Origin of the sequence: Cellvibrio chitinivorans (genome assembly GCF_035117775.1) — a bacterium.
GTDB classification, from domain to species: Bacteria; Pseudomonadota; Gammaproteobacteria; order Pseudomonadales; family Cellvibrionaceae; genus Cellvibrio; species Cellvibrio chitinivorans.
On sequence record NZ_JAYKKN010000005.1, the window covers coordinates 319,883 to 337,415 of the forward strand.

At 50.6% G+C, this 17,533-nt stretch carries 9 protein-coding genes; 6 read left to right on the forward strand and 3 right to left on the reverse strand.

Annotated elements, in window-relative coordinates:
* The first annotated feature begins 55 nt into the window (after positions 1–55).
* Positions 56–1,918, forward strand: a complete 1,863-nt coding sequence (locus tag SPL68_RS15135; RefSeq protein ID WP_323816009.1) for a TonB-dependent receptor plug domain-containing protein — start codon at positions 56–58, stop codon at positions 1,916–1,918.
* Positions 1,919–2,180: 262 nt separating this feature from the next.
* A complete protein-coding gene (locus tag SPL68_RS15140) occupies positions 2,181–5,090 on the forward strand; it encodes a C1 family peptidase (protein WP_323816010.1) in 2,910 nt (969 codons plus the stop codon).
* A 70-nt stretch (positions 5,091–5,160) separates the two neighbouring features.
* Here the strand turns inward: SPL68_RS15140 and SPL68_RS15145 are convergent, their stop codons facing one another.
* From SPL68_RS15145 to SPL68_RS15155, 3 genes are all read right to left on the reverse strand, one after another.
* Positions 5,161–6,717: a S41 family peptidase gene (locus SPL68_RS15145; protein ID WP_323816011.1), complete on the reverse strand. Its 1,557-nt coding sequence runs from the start codon at positions 6,715–6,717 to the stop codon at positions 5,161–5,163.
* 185 nt (positions 6,718–6,902) lie between these two features.
* A complete protein-coding gene (gene xylA, locus SPL68_RS15150) occupies positions 6,903–8,237 on the reverse strand; it encodes a xylose isomerase (protein ID WP_323816012.1) in 1,335 nt (444 codons plus the stop codon).
* Positions 8,238–8,329: 92 nt separating this feature from the next.
* Positions 8,330–9,814: a xylulokinase gene (locus SPL68_RS15155; protein WP_323816013.1), complete on the reverse strand. Its 1,485-nt coding sequence runs from the start codon at positions 9,812–9,814 to the stop codon at positions 8,330–8,332.
* Positions 9,815–10,085: 271 nt separating this feature from the next.
* On the opposite strand from SPL68_RS15155, the gene SPL68_RS15160 reads away from it, so the two are divergent.
* The 4 genes from SPL68_RS15160 to SPL68_RS15175 all read left to right on the forward strand — a co-directional run bounded on the left by SPL68_RS15160 (position 10,086) and on the right by SPL68_RS15175 (position 17,515).
* The gene (locus SPL68_RS15160) at positions 10,086–10,817 is read left to right on the forward strand and encodes an NUDIX hydrolase (RefSeq protein WP_323816014.1); all 732 of its coding nucleotides are present in this window, start codon (positions 10,086–10,088) and stop codon (positions 10,815–10,817) included.
* A 162-nt stretch (positions 10,818–10,979) separates the two neighbouring features.
* Positions 10,980–12,395 carry a sugar porter family MFS transporter gene (locus tag SPL68_RS15165; protein ID WP_323816015.1) on the forward strand — a complete coding sequence of 472 codons (1,416 nt, stop codon included), beginning with the start codon at positions 10,980–10,982 and terminating at the stop codon, positions 12,393–12,395.
* A gap of 202 nt (positions 12,396–12,597) precedes the next feature.
* Positions 12,598–14,445, forward strand: coding sequence for an endo-1,4-beta-xylanase (locus tag SPL68_RS15170; RefSeq protein WP_323816016.1), 1,848 nt, complete (start codon positions 12,598–12,600; stop codon positions 14,443–14,445).
* A 232-nt stretch (positions 14,446–14,677) separates the two neighbouring features.
* Complete coding sequence (locus SPL68_RS15175; RefSeq protein ID WP_323816017.1) at positions 14,678–17,515, forward strand: glycosyl hydrolase 115 family protein; 2,838 nt, start codon at positions 14,678–14,680, stop codon at positions 17,513–17,515.
* The last annotated feature ends 18 nt before the right edge of the window (positions 17,516–17,533 follow it).

A 17,533-nucleotide genomic window follows, 5' to 3' on the forward strand; every position in this document is an offset into this window, starting at 1 on the left:
CCATTTATCTATCAGCAACAGATCAAACTATCAAACACAGTAATTAAGGCGACAAATGAAAAAGTTTAGTTTCTCTCCCTTGTTCCTTGCACTTCTTGCAGTTCCAGCGCTCTCCGCACCTGAAGAATTAATCGTTACCGGCAGCTATAGCCCGGTCACTAACGAACAACTTTCCTCATCGGTTTCTGTCATCAACAAAGAACAATTGCTGCAACTGAGCAACAACAGTTTGATTGATGCACTGCGTCAAATTCCAAGCCTTTGGATTGAAGAACAAGGTGGCCCTGGCGGTGTTACTTCCATCGTGTTGCGCGGTGCAGAAGCTAACCACACTATGGTGTTGCTCGACGGCGTACAAATGAATGACCCAACCAATACCCGCGGCGGCGCGTTTGATTTAAATGCAATCAATATTGAATCTATCGAGCGCATTGAAATTGTGCGCGGTGCGCAATCGTCTGTGTACGGTTCCGATGCGCTCGCCGGTGTGATTCACATCATTACCCAAGCACCGGGCAAAAAATCCACCAGCCTGAATGCAACACTCGGCACTGACGATTACAGCAGCGTCGGCGTTGCTACCAGTGGCAGCGTGAAAAACTTGGGTTACGCATTTTCGCTACAAGGTAAAGATGCAGGCGAGCCAGTTGAAGGCAGCACTGCAAAAAATACTGAATTCACCAGCCGTTTAAATTGGCAACAAGATCAGCACACGCTGAATTTTAGTTATCGCTATTTTGATGGCGAACGCACCAGCTTCCCCGAACAAAGTGGCGGCCCTGAATACGCCGTTGACCGCGACCTGGATACCAGTGATTACACCGATCAAAACGCTGCGTTAAATTGGACTATGAAAGTCAATGATTTCTGGACCAGTAAAACCAATGCCAGCTGGTATGAACGCGAGGAAGACTACGCATCGCCCGGCATTGCACCATACGATGCGGTTCCTGCAAATGGTTCAACAACCGACTTTACCCGCACTTCATTTAGCTGGGTAAACACCTTGGGCGACCAGAATAAAATCTGGAGCAACATTGGTGTTGAAACACGCAAAGAGGAAGGTGATAGCCAAGGCTATCTCGATATAGGTTTTGAGATGCCGACAGACTTTTCCCTTTCGCGTCGTATCGACAGCGGCTTTATTAATATCAATGCCTATGTCATCGAGCAGTTATTGGTACAAGCCAGTGTGCGCCGTGACGACTCCGAAGATATAGCAGCCAACACCAGTAGCCAAGCAGGTGTTCGCTACAATTTTAATGAGCAGTGGAGCTGGTTTGCCAACTGGGGCGAAGGCTTTAAATTGCCGAGCTTTTTTGCACTTGGCCATCCGTTGGTTGGCAATCCGGATTTAAAACCGGAAACCGTGACCAGTGCCGATACCGGCATTGAATTCACGCAGAATAACTTGAGCGCGCGTTTCAGTTATTTTGAAAATGATTACCGCGACCTGATCGATTTTGATAGCGAAACTTTTAGAAACGTAAACCGCGCGCGCGTAGAAACCAGCGGTGTTGAAGGCGAACTGAATTGGCAGCTGCAAGATAATCTCGCGCTGCGCGCCTACGCCACCTATACCGACATCGACATGCTGTCATCCGACAATCACCTGCTCGGCCGTCCGCAAGTGACTTACGGCACTTCGGTTAACTATGCGTTAAACGATGCGTGGAGTTTCAATGCGCACTATATGCGTGTCGATGAGCGCTTTGCGGTGAGCCGTTATACCGGCATGGACGTTGAAGAAGTGCTGGATGCTTACAACCGCATTGATGCGCGCATCACCTGGCAGGCCAACACACAAACCAAAGTAGGCTTGAGCTTGGAAAACCTCGCTGATGAAAACTACTACACCGACATAGGTTTCCCGGCCGCAGGTCGCGGGGCCAAGCTCAGCATGAACTGGAGTTTCTAATCCGGTAATTAAGCTCGCACCAGATTCCGGGACGCCTTCTATCCCGGAATCTTTTTCTTCCTTCCCTCCTGCTTATCCCCCCCTTTCAATCCCGATCACCTGTTAGCTTTGGCGCCGAAATTTTGCCGATATTCTTTACAAGACTGATCATTTTTCGACCACGCTCGCGATCACAAAAATCCAACTGCTTGATTTGCTGCGCTTAAATTACCGTGGTGCATAAATTGCTGATTCCGCTTAAGTGCCACAAGGAATTAGCTATATGAATAATTTTCTTTTATACAGCGGTTCATCGGGAACAGAGGTCGCGCAGCTGCGCCAGCAACTGGCCAGCCTGTTAGTGGACGACGGCAAAGAGTTTCAGCCGTTGACCAAGGGCGATACCTTTGACGCGCTTACCGAGTCTGCGGTGCGCCGCTGGCAGGCAGGTATCGGTATTCTGGCCGATGGCATAGTCGGCCCCTACTGCCAAAGCTTACTGGACAACACTAAAGCCAAGGTGAGCCTGAGTGTCGATCAGGTAAGGCCTCTCTTCCCCGCCACCAAAGCTTCAAATATTGCCCGCTACCTGCCCTATGTCACCGCTGCGCTGGCGGCAACAGGGTTGACGGACGAACCTATGATTTGCGCTGCGCTGGGCACCATCCGCGCCGAAACCGAGGGGTTCGTACCTATTTCCGAGCTGCCCTCGCACTTCAACACCCCCGCTGGCCGCCCGCCATTTAGCGCCTATGACGGGCGCAAGGATTTGGGCAATACCCAACCCGGCGACGGCGCGCGCTATCGCGGCCGCGGCTTTGTACAGCTAACCGGCCGCCACAACTATCGCGAGTACACCAAGCGCATTAAAGCCGATATTGAAGCGCTGCCCGATTTGGCCAATGCGCCCGAGGTTGCCGCGCTCTTACTTGCGCTCTTCCTCGCTGACCGCGCCGAGCCGATGCGCAAAGCGTTGGATGCCGACGACTACAAAAAAGCGCGCAAGCTGGTGAATGGCGGTTCTCATGGACTGGATAAATTCAAAAGCGTCTTTGCAATTGCCCGACAAGTCTGGCTACCCACTGCCGCCGCCAGTATTGCCGCCTCCATGCAGCAGAAAGCCGCAGGCAAATTACATCTGGCGGGAAAATCAGGCATCGACCATAGGGAAGTCCCCGTCGCCGAGCCGCCGGGCACTAAAGCCAACGCACCGCGTCGCCTGACGGTCACCAAAGACCCTATCGACCTGCGTGACCGCAGCTATATGCCGCCGCCGCTCAGCCTGAGTGAACGCTATCCCAGCGATGAACATATCGCGCAATTTCTCGGCATCTACTCCAAAGCCGGGTTGATTCTCGATCAGGGTCAAGAGGGCGCCTGCACCGGTTTCGGCTTGGCCTGTGTAGTAAATTACCTGCGCTGGCGTAAAGCTGGAGCCCCTGCAAAGCTGGAGTCGGTCAGCCCGCGCATGCTCTACAATTTTGCGCGCCGCTACGATGAATATGCCGGTGAGGATTACGACGGTTCCAGCTGCCGCGGTGCGCTCAAGGGCTGGTTCCATCACGGCGTATGTATGGAATCCGACTGGCCCTACAGCTCACAGGATACAGCGCCCCCCAAGTACGGTTATGCCACCCGCGCCACCAATCATACCCTCGGCGTTTACTACCGCATCGACCTTAAACTTATCAGCGACTTGCAGGCCGCCATCTTTGAAACAGGCGCTATTTATGTATCCAGTTTCACGCACGATGGCTGGGATGAGGTCAAGGTCAGCAAACGCAAAAAAATCTCCGGCCACAACTCGCTGCCGATCATCCCCTTTGACGGCAAACCTTCGCGCAGCGGCGGCCATGCCTTTGCCTTGGTCGGCTTTAATACCGATGGATTTATTGTGCAAAACTCCTGGGGCAATGGCTGGGGCGCAGGCGGATTTGCCGTACTCACCTACGCCGACTGGCTCGCCAATGCGATGGATGCCTGGGTTGCCGCTCTAGGCGTACCCGGCGTGGTGCTGGGGCAGCTGGCCTCGGGCAGCAAACTCGGCAACAGCCGCGCCGGCGTCAACCGCAGCGAATGGTGGGATGAAGCTACCGCCTATGAACACAGTGTAGTGCTGGGCAACGACGGCCGGGTCGATCGCTATCTCACCCAAGATGAGATGAGCCGCGCACTCCTCTACCAAGCCTGTGGCCTGCCAGACCAGTGGTTTCGCAAGCAACCTGGCAGCAAAAAGCGCCTGCTGATCTACGCCCACGGCGGTTTGAACAGCGAGGCAGATGCCATCAAACGCGCACGCGTGATGGGGCGTTACTTTATTGGCAACGGCTGCTATCCACTGTTTATGGTGTGGAAAACCGGTTTGCTGGAATCCATCGGCAATATCATCAGCGAGCAGTTCAAACGCGAGGAGGCGCGCGCCGGCAGCCTGCGCGAAAGCATTACCGACGCCAGCGACTGGCTGATTGAAAAGTCCATCGCCCGCCCCTTGGCGCGGCCGCTGTGGAGCGAGATGAAAGAAAACGCCGAATTCGCCAGCCTGCCAACCCGCGGCGGGGATTTATTAGTCGGCGCCCTGCAAAACCTCAAAGCTATCTGGGGCAATCAATTGGAGATTCATTTAGTCGGTCACTCCGCTGGCTCCATCTTCCTCGGCTATTTGATCGACCTGTTAACAGCGCGTGGCTTGGAGGCGCAGACAGGCACCATCCACCTCTATGCCCCCGCTTGCACGGTGCAATTCGCCAATCGCCATTTCGCGCCCCATGACGCACTGATGAAACGCTTGTATCTGGATATTTTGTCCGATGAAAACGAGCGCGATGACAGTGTGACGATTTATCGCAAATCCCTGCTCTACATGGTGTCCAATGCACTGGAAGGCGATTTACGTACACCGATATTAGGCTTGGAAAACGTACTCGATGAAAACTACAAAGGCTGGGATGGATCATCCAGCACCGGCGAAGCGCTCGGCAACTGGCGGCAGGCGGTCAAACTGAGCGGCATGGAAAAAGCGCACCGGCTCAATATCGTCAAGGCCAATAAGGCGCTGGTGTGTCGCACACCGGAAACCCGTATCAATACCAGCCACGGCAGCTTCGATAACGATATTGCCATCATCGAAAAAACCCTGAGCCGCATTCTCGGTGGGCCACTACTATTACCAGTGAATGATTTGCGCACGTCTTAAATGCACAAGGCCCTCGGTTGAGGGCCTTGTGTGCAAAAGTAAACGAATACACAAATAGACGAATAGCAAACTAGCGAATCATGATTGAACGTACATCCGGCTGCACCAGTTCGCCCGCATCCAGTTCAACCGACGTTTTTTGCATGCGGCTACTCGCGGTAGTTGGACAGGCTCCGGTAGCGCGCAACTGCAATGCAGCAGCGAGCAGTTTTTCATTGGGGTCGCCCAATTCGTGATTGAGGTCATCCGCCACCACACAGCCTTTAACTTTATCCAAACCGTTATCAGTCGCCGATGGAATAAAACCATCGCTGTATTCGCCAAAACCTTTGGCGTTAACCGCTTTGAATTGGATGGTGTAATAGGTGGTACCGCAGTTGGGTTGAGGGATAAAACCATAGGGTTTTCCGCAAGTCGTATCGCCAATCAAATACACACTCACACCAATGCCGCGCAGACTGTTGATCACCAACTCACTGGCCGAACAGGTGCCGCTGGTCGCCAACACATATACACGCGGTAAATTCAGCGTCGGCAAAACCAGATATTTATTGGTTCCATAAAGCCCGGTATTGATAAAATCCCAAGCGGCTTCCCTTGGCATTTTGGAATTGGCGACATCCTGATAAAACACTTTGCCCGTGGTATAGCTGCCCGCAATCATATAGGCCACTTGCGATGCTACCGCGATATAACCGCCGCCGTTGTAGCGCATATCCACTACCAGATCGGTCACACCTGCCTGACTCAGATTATTAATAGCCGCGACCCACTTATCCTGCGCATCGGGAATAAAAGTGTTGAATTGCACATAGCCTACTTTGCTGCCGTTGTGGTCTATCGCTTTGGCAACCGATACCGAATCAGTCGCGAGCGATGCAGATTCCAGTGTCACCTTGCGGGTATTACTCGCACCAACATCCTGCAGCTCAAATTCATGGGCTGCGTTGATTTGTGATGGATAGAGTGCATTGATCAAGGTGTTCTCATTCATGGTCGCCACACTTAAACCATCGATGGCGATAATCTTTGCACCACGTTTGATATTTTTCGTAGCCGCGGGCGAGCCAGTATCGCTATAGACCACAGTAATTGTGCGCGGAATATTCCAATTAACTTTCAGGTTGAGGCCGTAGCCATAAGTGATGCCAGCAGTCCATGCCTCTTCATCTTCAGTCGGTTCGTAAAAATGGAAATTATCTTTGTATGAGCCAGATGCGGTTCTCTCGTTAGAGACCAGACGATTGAAATAAGTTTGTGGGGTATCGCTATTGTTGGGATTGATATCGGGCAAGTCTTCAAACCATAAATAGGTTTCAAAACTCCATGAGCGCAGGAATTGTTTTTCTTGCAGGCTTGTGCCTTTTTTATCGGGAAAAGGAATGCCGGTAATGCTGCTCACCCCCACGCGTGGGCTTGCACAAAAATTCGCGTAATCACTAGATGGCTTATAACTGCCGGCAACCCAGGAATCTTTGGTTCCACCACCGGGAATTACATCACCCCCACCACTGCCGCCGCAGCCAGAGAGCATGACTAACGCAGCACTTGCGAGTGCAAACGACGCAACGTATTTAACAAAAATGTGAAGCACTGATGAGCGCTGAACAACAGAGGTTTTGTGCACAGTAATTTCCTTGAATATCCATTTAACCGTCAGTGAAATACTGACCGGCGCAAGAATAAAAGAAATACCAGCGAAACACTATGCAGATAAAAAACCGCTCATCACAGTTTCATTAGAAACCACAATGAGCGGTTAAGCTTTGCAAGGAAATCAGTTAATTCAAACTATTCATTCAACGAACGGAATTAACGGATGTATTGGTTGATGATGTTTTCGTACAACTCTTGACGGCCAGAGGTCAAGGCTGGCTCACCGCCTTTGTTGCCGATTTCTGCCAGCTGTTGCAGGGTCAGGTTGCCCAGCTCGTAAGCAGCGCCGTTACCAGCATCAAAAGTGGAGTAACGCTCTTTGCGCATGCCTTCCAGTTTGGATTTTTGGATCAGGTTATCAGCGATGATCAATGCACGAGCAAAGGTGTCCATACCGCCGATGTGGCCGTAGAACATATCAACTGGATCTGGAGAGTTACGACGAACTTTTGCATCGAAGTTCACACCGCCACCTTGCAGACCGCCAGCGCGCAGGAATACCAACATCATCTCAACAGTTTCATTGAGGTTGTATGGGAACTGGTCGGTATCCCATGCGTTTTGGTAATCGCCACGGTTAGCATCCATCGAACCCAACATGCCAGCATTAGCTGCTGCTTGCATATCGTGACACATGGTGTGACCAGCCAGGGTCGCGTGGTTGGTTTCCAAATTGAGTTTGAAATCTTTATCCAAACCGTGGTGACGCAAGAAGCCGATTACGGTTTCAGCATCGAAATCGTATTGGTGCTTTGATGGTTCCATCGGCTTTGGCTCGATGAAGAAAGTACCTTTAAAGCCTTGGCCGCGCGCGTAATCGCGAGCCATGGTCAGGAAGCGCGCCATATGCTCTTGTTCGCGTTTCATGTCGGTATTGAGCAGGCTCATATAACCTTCACGGCCGCCCCAGAATACATAGTTCTCACCGTTCAGCGCGATGGTTGCATCAATCGCATCTTTCAATTGCGCACCGGCGTAAGCCACTACGTTGAAATCCGGGTTGGTAGAAGCACCGTTCATGTAACGAGGATTGCTGAACAGGTTTGCAGTGCCCCACAACAATTTAATGCCGGATGCTTTTTGCTTTTCTTTCGCGTATTCAACAATGGTTTGCAGACGGTTAGAGAATTCTGCGCGCGAAGCATTGCCTTCATCAACCAAATCCACGTCGTGGAAGCAGTAGTAAGGAGTGCCCAACTTGGTGATGAACTCAAACGCGGCATCCATTTTTTCACGCGCACGCGCGATTGGATCTTGCGTTGCGGCCCATGGGAAAATTTTGGTGCCTGGACCGAATGGATCGTGACCAGCGCCACAGAAACTGTGCCAGTAACAGGTGGAAAACTTGAAGTGATCTTTCAACGTTTTACCGGCAACAACGCGATTCTCATCATAATATTTAAATGCCAACGGATTGTCAGAATCCGGGCCTTCGTAAGCGATTTTGCCAACACCGGGGAAGTATTCTTTGCTACCGAGAACAATACTCATAATTTTCACCTTGAGGTTTTAACAACACACGTTCAAAAAAAATTGTTTATCGAAACTGCTAAAACTATTTGCCACTTTCATTCGGCAAAAAATTAGTTGGGCAAAAGCGCAACCCAGTTTTGATAAGCATCCTGATACTGCGCAAACAACGCCGCCTGAGGTTCAACCACACTTAAACGGGTCAAACCGGTAAAGGCTTCTGTTGCTGACGCGTAATAACCACTACCCAATGCCGCCGCGCGCGCCGCGCCTTCTGCACCATCGGTTTCAAACAATTCCACTGCGGCTTGCGTGGTGTTGGCAAAGGTTTGTGCAAACACATTGCTCAAAAACATATTGCCCTTGCCCGCACGTACTACTTCGCAGCTGCCGCCCAAGGATTTCAAAACATCGAAACCCTGATTGAGCGAAAACACTATGCCCTCTTGCGCCGCACGCACCATGTGCCCCAAACCATGACGGTTAAAGTCGAGGTTACGCAGCTGTGCGCCAGGATTTTTATTTTGGAAAATTCGCTCAGCGCCATTGCCAAACGGATGAAACAACAAGCCTTCACTGCCCACCGGAACCGCAGCAGCCAAATCATTTAATTGCGGATAAGACGGTGTTGCGCCCGCCGCACTAATGGTTTGACGCAGCCATGAATACAAACGACCACAGCCATTCACACACACCAACACACCATTGCGCTTTTGCTCTTCGGTGTTAGTCACATGCAAAAAAGTATTTACGCGCGATGCGGTATCCGCCGCAGGCTGATCGGTCACACCGTAAATCACACCCGAGGTTCCCGCAGTCGCCGCCACTTCGCCCGGCTCCAGCACATTCAAGCTAAACGCATTGTTCGGCTGATCGCCGGCGCGATAACAAATTTTCACGCCGCTGCGCAAACCCAGTTCCGCAGCAACCGCATCACTCACTACCGACTGCACACCAAAACTTGGGGCGATATCGGGAATCAGCGCCGCATCAATTCCCCAGTGCGCGAGCAATTCAGTGGCGACACGATTTTCTTTGAAATCCCACAAAGTCCCTTCGGATAAACCCGAGGCAGTGGTGTTGATCACGCCGGATAATTTCATCGCAATAAAATCGCCCGGCAGCATAATTTTATGAATGCGCGCAAAAATTTCTGGCTGGTTTTCTTGCACCCAGCGCAATTTCGCTGCGGTGAAATTACCGGGCGAATTGAGCAGATGATCAAAACAGTAATCGCTGCCCAGATCCTGCAAAGCTTTATTGCCCAGCGGCACCGCACGGCTGTCGCACCAGATAATCGACGGGCGCAGCACTTTTTGTTCTTTATCGACAACTACCAAACCGTGCATTTGATAAGAGATACCAATCGCGTCGATTTGCTGTGGATTAAAACTGCCGCGCGCAACCAAACGCGCAAAACCCTGACGCACACACTCCCACCAGGTTTCTGGATTCTGCTCAGCAAAACCGGCTGCAGGGCTGTCGATCGATAACTCAGAATCAGGATAGGAAAGCGCGCCCAAACTTTTACCAGTGTGACCGTCCAACACCGATAACTTGACTGAGGAACTGCCAACATCAATACCAAGAAACAACATAGAGGCTCGCTAATCCAGAGGGTAAATGCGCCCCTGCAGGTGTCGTACACGCCCAGCAAAGGCAATATGAAAAGGTCACGCACACTTATGATTAAAACTTGTGCGCTTCCATAAGATGTAAACAGCTTATCTTATTGTCCAACTGACAACAAGATAAAGGAATGTAAATTTTTTCCACTCGCTTATACAATGCAGTCAAATGAGCCTATCGGTCAGCCCGCTAACAACCAATAGCAATAATCACCCCAGCGTAGCTATGAGGACATTGCACGTGCCTAACACCCATATTCCCGGCAGCCAACAATCCGCTAACGCCTTAAGCCTTTCCGAAAACGTCATCAAAGCGCTGTCCATCGACAACCTGATTTTCGGGCTGGATGACAATGAGCTGAAAATCCTGCTCGTCAAACAAACTGACCCTATGCACCAGGGAAAATGGGCATTGCCCGGTGGCTGGATTCGCTACGACGAAAACCTGCGCGATGCGGCCTATCGCCTGCTGGAAGAGTTGACGGGCGTACGCGATTTGTTTTTGGAGCAACTGAAAACCTTCGGCCGTGTTGATCGCTTTCCGGATGAGCGCGTTGTGACCATCGCCTATTACGCCTTGGTAAGCGCCGACAAATTCTCGTTAGTGGCCGGTCAAAGTGCTGCCGATGTAAGCTGGCAAAGTGTGAAAAACCTGCCCGAGCTGGTTTATGACCATGCCGAGATTATCGAACACGGCTTAAAAGTGCTGCGCCATCAGGTCTGCCATCAACCGATTGGCTTTAACCTGTTGCCAGAAAAGTTCACCCTGTTGCAGCTGCAGGCGCTCTATGAGGCGATCCTCAATACCACACTGGATAAGCCCAACTTCCGTCGCAAAATCATGAAGATGAACCTGTTAACTCCCTGCAATGAAAAGCAGCAAGGTGTGCCGCATCGCGCAGCCAGTCTGTATCGCTTTGACGCCGATGCCTATAAACACCTGAGCGAATCCGGTTTTGCATTTGAGATTTGATCTGCGAATTTAACTGACTGTTTACGAACCCACATATAGTCAACTTAACCCTACTGCATTACCATTTCCACCATTACGCCAGTTCACCGACTGGCGTTTTTGTTACCACAGCCAAACTGCTTGCAAGCAGCTAATAACGATAAATCAATAATAGGTATCACCATGAACGAGACGTCCAGCTCAGCCCAGACAAACATGGGTTTTGTCATCTTAATTAGCTTGATCGCCACCATTGGCGGCTTCCTTTTCGGCTACGACAGCGGTGTAATCAACGGTACCGTTGATGGCCTGCAACAAGCCTTTAACTCCGATTCCATGGGCACCGGCTTTAGCGTGTCATCCATGCTGCTTGGCTGTGCGATAGGCGCCTTTTTTGCCGGCCAATGGGCCGATAAATTCGGGCGCTGGTGGGTACTGATGGTCGCCTCGGTGATGTTTATTATTTCAGCCTTCGGCTCAGGCATAGCGACCGACTCGGTTGAATTTATTATCTACCGCGTGATTGGCGGTTTAGCGGTGGGCGCAGCGAGCATTATTTGCCCCGCTTACATCAGCGAAGTTGCGCCAGCGAAATATCGCGGTAAACTCAGCTCGATTCAGCAAATCGCCATCATCAGCGGTTTGTTTTTTTCCTTCCTGAGCAACTACCACCTCGCCGAAAATGCGGGCGGCTCTACTGCAGAATTCTGGGGCGGCTACGAAACCTGGCGCTGGATGTTCTGGATGGAGTTGATCCCCGCCAGCCTGTTCTTTTTGGCGCTATTTTTAATCCCCGAAAGCCCGCGCTTTTTGGTCGCCAATGGCAAAAAAGACAAAGCCCGCACTGTACTAACCAAGCTCTACGGCAGTCAGGCAGCCGATGCAAAAGTAGACGAGATTTACAACACTCTGGCGCACGATCACAAACCCAGCTTCCGCGACCTGCTTGATAAAACCACCAACAAGATTCGCCCCATTGTGTGGATAGGTTTTGGCTTGGCAGTGCTGCAACAGTTTGTTGGTATCAACGTGGTGTTTTACTACGGCTCAGTGCTCTGGCAAGCGGCAGGCTTTTCCGAAAGCGATGCGCTTTTTACCAACGTAATCTCGGGTGCGGTGAGTATCGGCGCCTGCTTTGTGACCTTCTTTCTGGTCGATAAAATTGGCCGCAAACCGCTGCTGTGGATTGGCTCCATCGGCATGAGCTTCACTCTCGCACTGGTTGCATTCGCCTTCTCCGGCGCGCCAGTTGATGAAGCGGGAAAACTGCAACTCTCTTCTACTAACGGCCTGCTCGCGCTGATAGCCGCCAACGTTTACGTGGTGTTTTTCAACATGTCTTGGGGGCCAGTAGTGTGGATCATGCTCGGCGAGATGTTCCCCAACCAAATGCGCGGTTCAGCCTTGGCTGTGGCTGGTTTGGCGCAATGGGGCGCGAACTTCCTGATCACCTGGACCTTCCCGATGCTGCTTGCATCAGCGATTGGTTTGGCCGGCGCGTACAGCATCTACACCTTCTTCTCGCTCTTCTCGGTATTTTTTGTGATGTGGTACATCAAAGAAACCAAAGGCAAAGAATTGGAGCAGATGGAAGGTTAAACCAATATTTATCCACTGCTTTAACTGCATTTCACAACAAAAAGGCGAGCCACTGGTTCGCCTTTTTGTTTTCTATTCTTTTCAATTCTCTTCGGCATTAGCTGCCATTTGTCGAACAAAGAACGTCACTGATATACAAGCACACATGAGTTATGGTGTAATTGACCACAACAATAAACCATAACATCATAGGACTACCGCAATGAAAACTCGTCAATACCTGTATCTAGGCTTTTTGTCTGTCAGTCTGGTCGCCTGTGGCGGCGGCAATAGCAACTCCACCCCCAAAAGCAGTAGCTCATCCGTAGCTATTTCATCCGCCGCGCCCAGCTCAGAGGCATCCTCTTCAGCAGCGCCAGTATCATCCGCAGAGGCATCTTCTTCGGAGGCGACCTCAAGTCAGATTCCGTCTTCTACCGCCTCATCTGAGCCAATATCCAGTGAAGCCTCATCAGCAATCAGCTCTTCAAGCAGCGCAGCAGCAACCGACATCAGCCTGAATATGACCAATGGCTGGCGCGGCAACGGCACAGGCAATAGCGGCGTTACCTTCAATAGTGACGGTGTGAGCTTTGCCGCCAGTGGCGACAACATAGGTGCAGTCACTGACATCGCCAAACCTATACAGCTAGAAGACGCAGTGATCACTATGGTGGTCAATGTCAGCAGTGAATTCAAAGCCAGCGGCGCCAACTTGCAAATTTTTGCGCAAATCAAAAGCGGCGAAAGCTGGCCGGGCGAATGGAACTGCTGGTCAGCTAACAGCACACTAACTGCAGGGGCGGATACAACACTCAGTTGCACCGTGAGCGAAGCCGATAAATTCAATCAGGTCGATTACGATGTGCAAATCGGCCTGCAAGCCAAAGGCTCGCCGACGGGTGTAGTCACCATCAAAAGCGCGACTGTCACTCTTGCTGCCAGCCAGACAAGTTCATCAGCTGCCAGCAGTGTTGCATCCAGTAGCGGCAGTGTTTATTCCGCCAATGTCGCCAGTCTGCGTGAGCTAGCAGAGTTTCCCATTGGAGTTGCGGTATCCAATACTGATTCTCAGACTTACAACATTCTGACTAACGCGTCGGAACAAACGGTGGTAGAAAAACACTTCGATCAAATGACCGCCGGTAACATCATGAAAATGAGTTATCTGCAGGCGACGCAAGGTACTTTCACTTTCACTAATGCCGATGCGTTCGTCGATTACGCCAACGAAAATAATATGGATGTACACGGCCACGCGCTGGTGTGGCATTCCGATTACCAAGTGCCAACTTTTATGAAAAATTGGTCGGGCTCTGCAGCGGATTTTATTACTGCTGTTGAAACCCATGTGACTACTGTTGTTGATCACTTTGAAACAAAAGGCAATGTAGTGAGCTGGGATGTGGTGAATGAAGCGCTGAATGACAATAGCCCGTCTAACTTCCGCAGCGACTCGGCGTTTTATATCAAAAGCGGTAATAGCGCGATCTATATCGAAAAAGCATTTCAAGCGGCGCGCGCTGCAGATGCAAACGCAACGCTTTATTACAACGATTACAACATCGATCAAAACGGCGCGAAGATGACCAAGCTGGTGGAGATGCTGACCGATTTCCAAACACGCAATATTCCTATCGATGGTGTCGGTTTTCAGATGCACGTTTTTATGGATTACCCGAGTATCGCCAGCATCAGCTCCGCTATGCAAAAAGTGGTAGATAAAGGTTTGAAAGTGAAAATCACCGAATTGGATATTGCAGTTAATAATCCTTACAGCGGCAGCTGGCCGGGCAGCAAAATCACTAGCCTTACCGAAGCCGCAGCACTGGCGCAAAAGAAACGTTACTGCCAAATCGTAAAAGCTTATTTGGATACAGTACCGGCCAATTTACGCGGCGGTATTTCTGTGTGGGGCACTACCGATGCCAACACTTGGCTCACCGACGTTTACAAAACCCAATACAACAACGAAAAAATCGCATGGCCATTGTTGTTCGACGACAACTATAACGATAAGCCAGCACTGCGCGGTTTTGCGGATGCGCTGGAAAACAAAACCTGCAACTAAGCCCCCGTTAACTTCTCTCTCTCCCTATCTTGGGCCAGCCTTATCCGCTGGCCTTTTTTATAATTAAAACCGCCACTTGTATACAAGTGCGCAAACCTATGCTGTAATTTATCCCATCAATAGAAGCCAGAGAAAACGCGAGCACGCCATGCCACCATTACCACGACGAAATAGACCGTACACTCATAGCACGATCCGCAGCTGCTGTTATGGCTATTTGCTAACGCTGCTTATGACTCTAATCAGCACCAATGTGTCGGCGCTGGGCGAAGAGTCTTGGCTGGCAACCAGTGCGCGCGACAATTTGGTCTTAGTGGAAAAGCAGCAGACCGCTGACATTATTATCGACAGCAATGATTTTCCCGGCGTAAAACGCGCGGCGAACAATTTGCAATCCGATATTGAAAAAGTCACCGGCAAAAAGCCTTCGCTCGTTCATAGCACTGAGGCGATTAGCGCATCCGCAATCCTTATCGGCACCTTGGGCAACAGCCAATTAATCGATGCACTGGTCGCAGCAAAAAAAATCGATATCACAAAAATCCAAAACCAATGGGATGCCTACCAGATTCAAGTGGTAGATAAACCGCTACCCAATATTGAGCGCGCGCTGGTGATTATCGGTGCAAACAAACGCGGCACAATGTACGGCATTTACAGCCTGAGCGAACAAATCGGTGTGTCGCCTTGGTATTGGTGGGCAGATGTTCCTATCGCTAAAAAAGATGCGTTGATTATCGATAGCAAAATACAGATCACTGAAATTCCCAAAGTAAAATACCGCGGCATTTTTCTCAACGACGAAGCGCCCGCACTCAGCAATTGGGTTGCGGAAAAATACGGCAATTACAACCACCATTTTTATGAAAAGGTTTTTGAATTATTGCTGCGTTTGAAAGCCAACTTTTTATGGCCGGCGATGTGGAATAACGCCTTTGCCGACGATGATCCTCAAAATATGATCCTTGCCGATGAATACGGCATAGTCATGAGCACCTCGCACCACGAACCCATGATGCGTGCCGATAAAGAATGGAACCGCTATGGCAAAGGTCTCTGGGAATATTCCAAAAATCCGGAAAATTTATACAACTTCTGGGTTGATGGTGTTAAGCGCAATAAGCCTTACGAAAGCATTTACACACTGGGTATGCGCGGCCAACAAGATGAACCTATGAGCGAGGGCGAAAATATTGGCTTGCTGGAAAAAATTGTGCACGACCAGCGCGAAATTCTCACCAATCAATTCGGTAAAGACAAAGTCACAGAGGTTCCGCAAGTCTGGGCGCTTTACAAAGAAGTGCAGGGATTTTACGAGCGCGGAATGCGCGTGCCCGACGATGTAATTTTGCTTTGGTGCGATGATAACTGGGGCAATATCCGCAGGCTGCCATCACCCGAGGAGCGCAAACGCGCGGGCGGCGCAGGTGTTTATTATCACTTTGATTATGTCGGCGGGCCACGCTCCTATCGCTGGATTAACACCGTTTCCATCGCCAAAATTTGGGAGCAAATGCATCAGGCTTACACCTATGAAGCCAATCAAATTTGGATCGTCAATGTCGGGGATTTAAAACCAATGGAATACCCGACGGAGTTTTTTCTGCGTATGGCATGGAACCCGGAGGCTTGGCCAAAAGAGCGGATTCCCGAGTTTGCAATTCTTTGGGCTGAACGTGAATTTGGCAAAGAATACGCGCAAGAAATTGCGCAAATTATGACTGGCTACACGCGCCATAATTTGCGCCGCAAACCCGAGTTGCAAGATGCCAATACCTACAACCAACTCAATTATGATGAAGCTAATCGCATCACCGTCGAAATAAAATCATTCGCCGCGCGCGCTGAAAAAATCTATGCGCAATTGCCAAAAGAAAAGCGCGATGCGTTTTATCAATTAGTGCTCTTCCCCACTAAAGCCAGTGCGACTATTACCGAGCTTTACGATGCGCAAGCGAAAAACCATTTGTACGCAGCACAAGCGCGCGCCAACACCAATGACTACGCCGATAAGGTGAAACAGCTCTTTGCCGCTGACGCTGCGCTGGAGCAGGAATATCACCAGCTCAATAACGGCAAGTGGAATCACTTTATGTCGCAGCCCCATATCGGCTACAGCAATTGGAATAATCCGCCGGAAGACACATTGCCCGTCACCCATCACTACGAGCCACACAACTCGGCCGAAATGGGTATCGCCATTGAAGGCACAGCAAACGCTTGGCCTGCGTCTGGCAATTATCAGCTGGGACGTTTTGATCCCTTCGGCAAACAACAAAGAATTGTTGAGATCTTCAATAAAGGTAAAAAATCCTTCACAGCCACTGCCAAAGTGAGTGCACCCTGGATTAAAATAAGTCATACTAGTGTACAAGTGAAAACGATTGCACAGTTGCAGGTATCGATCGACTGGAGCAAGGCTCCCAAAGGCGAAGCCAGCGGAAGCATCCAGATTGCCGGCACCGGCTGGAGCAGCGCGACTATTGCAGTCAACGCATTCAACCCCGGCATTGCGCGCCGTGACCTGAAAGGCTTTATGGAAGCCGATGGTGTTATCGCGATTGATGCCGAGCACTATCAACGCACAGGCGCAGGCAAAGGCAGCAAGGGCGAGATTTTGCGCTGGGAGAAAATCCCCGAACACGGGCGCAACCTGTCGTCTATGTCGGTTTACCCGATTAGCGATACGCACTTTGCGTCTGCCGAGCAGGCGCCCTATTTGGAATACGATATTTACACCAGTTCGCAAGGCAAGGTTGAAGTCACCGGATTCTTTGCCCCCAGCTGGCCCATGCTTCCGGGGCAAGGTTTGCGCTACGCCATCGCGATTGATGATGAGCCACCGCAAATTATTGATTTAACAAGCGATATGAGCAGTGCGACCTGGGAAGAAACTGCACGGACCGATGTACGCATCAGCCGCAGCAACCATGAGTTGAACAAAGCAGGCGCACACAAACTGCGAATTTATAGTCTCGATCCGGGTGTAAGCCTGCAAAAAATTGTGCTTGATACCGGCGGTTTACTGCCCAGCTACTTGGGGCCACAAGAAAGCCGCTTTTATAAATAAATGAGACACGAAAAATTT

Excerpts from the sequence above, each read along its gene's own strand:
- SPL68_RS15135 (WP_323816009.1), top strand. The coding sequence starts at position 56 with ATGAAAAAGTTTAGTTTCTCTCCCTTGTTCCTTGCACTTCTTGCAGTT.
- SPL68_RS15140 (WP_323816010.1), top strand. The coding sequence starts at position 2,181 with ATGAATAATTTTCTTTTATACAGCGGTTCATCGGGAACAGAGGTCGCG.
- xylA (WP_323816012.1), bottom strand. The coding sequence starts at position 8,237 with ATGAGTATTGTTCTCGGTAGCAAAGAATACTTCCCCGGTGTTGGCAAA.
- SPL68_RS15155 (WP_323816013.1), bottom strand. The coding sequence starts at position 9,814 with ATGTTGTTTCTTGGTATTGATGTTGGCAGTTCCTCAGTCAAGTTATCG.
- SPL68_RS15165 (WP_323816015.1), top strand. The coding sequence starts at position 10,980 with ATGAACGAGACGTCCAGCTCAGCCCAGACAAACATGGGTTTTGTCATC.
- SPL68_RS15170 (WP_323816016.1), top strand. The coding sequence starts at position 12,598 with ATGAAAACTCGTCAATACCTGTATCTAGGCTTTTTGTCTGTCAGTCTG.
- SPL68_RS15175 (WP_323816017.1), top strand. The coding sequence starts at position 14,678 with ATGACTCTAATCAGCACCAATGTGTCGGCGCTGGGCGAAGAGTCTTGG.